At 69.9% G+C, this 1,413-nt stretch carries 1 protein-coding gene and 1 pseudogene; both read right to left on the reverse strand.

Annotated features, from left to right (window positions below; all coding sequences use genetic code 11):
• Window positions 1-92: 92 nt before the first annotated feature.
• Window positions 93-848, reverse strand: a complete 756-nt coding sequence (locus D477_RS20680) for a hypothetical protein (RefSeq protein ID WP_190273596.1) — start codon at window positions 846-848, stop codon at window positions 93-95.
• A pseudogene (locus D477_RS22930) lies at window positions 742-1,413 on the reverse strand (hypothetical protein); the annotation flags it as partial. The gene D477_RS20680 and the pseudogene D477_RS22930, both read right to left, overlap by 107 nt.

The following is a 1,413-nucleotide window of genomic DNA, read 5'->3' on the forward strand; positions in this document are numbered from 1 at the left end:
GCCGCGGCCAGGCGGAGGCGCTCGTCGCCGGAGCCGCGGCGCCTCCGCAGGAGCAGGTAGGCCAGCACGAGGGCCAGCTGGACTTCCAGCCGTCAAGGCTCCGCATCATCGAGCAGCACCACCGAGAGCACTAGCGGCACGGCAACGAGCAGGTCCGCCCAGCCCTGCCGCCGCCAGCCAACGACCGCCGCGGCGGCCAGGAGCAACAGCAGCGGGAGCACCGGATCCGGCTGGCCTTCCCCGTCATTGAGGACCAGCCCGGCGGCAAGCGCTCCGGCCGCCCCGAGGACCTGGAGACCAAAGGTCGTCATCAGATCCGCGGCGACCAGCCAAGCCGTACCAGCGCTGTCCGCACTGTCGCCAGCGCTTGTTCCGTCCCCGGTGCCGCTTCCTGCCGCGCCGCGGTCGGCTGCCGGCCCGGCGGCAGGTTGCAGGAAGCGGCCGTAGCGCTCCGGGAAGATGGCCATACCGGCAACCTGTAGTCCGAGGACTGCCACGGCGGCGAAGAAGGCGCCCGGCCAGCCGCTGCCTGCTGTCAGCGTCCAGAACAGCACGGCCAGAGTGGCAGCGAGCCGCAGGCCCCAGACGTTCATGGCCCGGTCCTGGTCCCGCCCGGTCACCAGCACCGCGAGATAGTAGGCGGCCGCCGCCGTGGTGAGCAGCGCATAGTCGCCGGCGCCGAGAAACGAGGGCACCAGGGCCGCGGCGGCAACGGACAGCGGCGTCAGGTAGCGGTGAACGTCAACCAAGGCACGGAGATAGACCCCGGGCAGCCAGCCCGGGCGCAGGTAGGCCAGCACACTCAGCAGGCCGGCGAACACAATTGACCAGGTGAAGTACCAGACCATGGCCGAGCCGAGGATCGCTGTGGCCGACCAGGCGATGGAGACGAAGAAGGGCAGGTCTCAGATAGGCGACGACTTTGTTGTCGATGCGCACGGCGGCAAAGAGGTAGGCCAGTGTCCCGGCTATGGACGTGATCAGCCAGGCGAGTGGCCCATCGGACAGGACAAAGCTGTAGAGCGCGAGGCCGGCCACTGGAATCATGCCCAGCCCGGTCCCGGTGAAGGCGATCCCGGCGGGACGCAGCCTCGGCAGCAGCGCGTGAACCGCCATGCCCGAGCCGTAGAACAAGGCGGTCACCAGGAAAATAACGACGGCGCGGGCCGCCGACGGGACCCCGGCGCCGATAAACAACGCTGCCGCTGCCACCAGCAGCAGGCTTGCGGTGTAGAGCGTGATGTTGATGTTGCGCAGGTCCCGCCGCTCCTTTGCAACTGCCCGCCGGCGCTCTTCCTCCGCATACCAGGCAGCTGCTGCCGCCGGATCGAAGGGTGCCTGCTCGGCGGCAGGCGGGATGGGCGGCGGGCCGTAGTGGACCGCCGCTAGAGGGTCGGCCGCGGGCAGATTGGG

Source organism: Arthrobacter crystallopoietes BAB-32 (assembly GCF_000328305.2).
In the GTDB taxonomy this organism is placed as follows: domain Bacteria; phylum Actinomycetota; class Actinomycetes; order Actinomycetales; family Micrococcaceae; genus Crystallibacter; species Crystallibacter crystallopoietes_A.

Bases quoted from the DNA above. Each gene is read 5' to 3' on its own strand.
- D477_RS20680 (WP_190273596.1), bottom strand. From the start codon at position 848: ATGGTCTGGTACTTCACCTGGTCAATTGTGTTCGCCGGCCTGCTGAGT.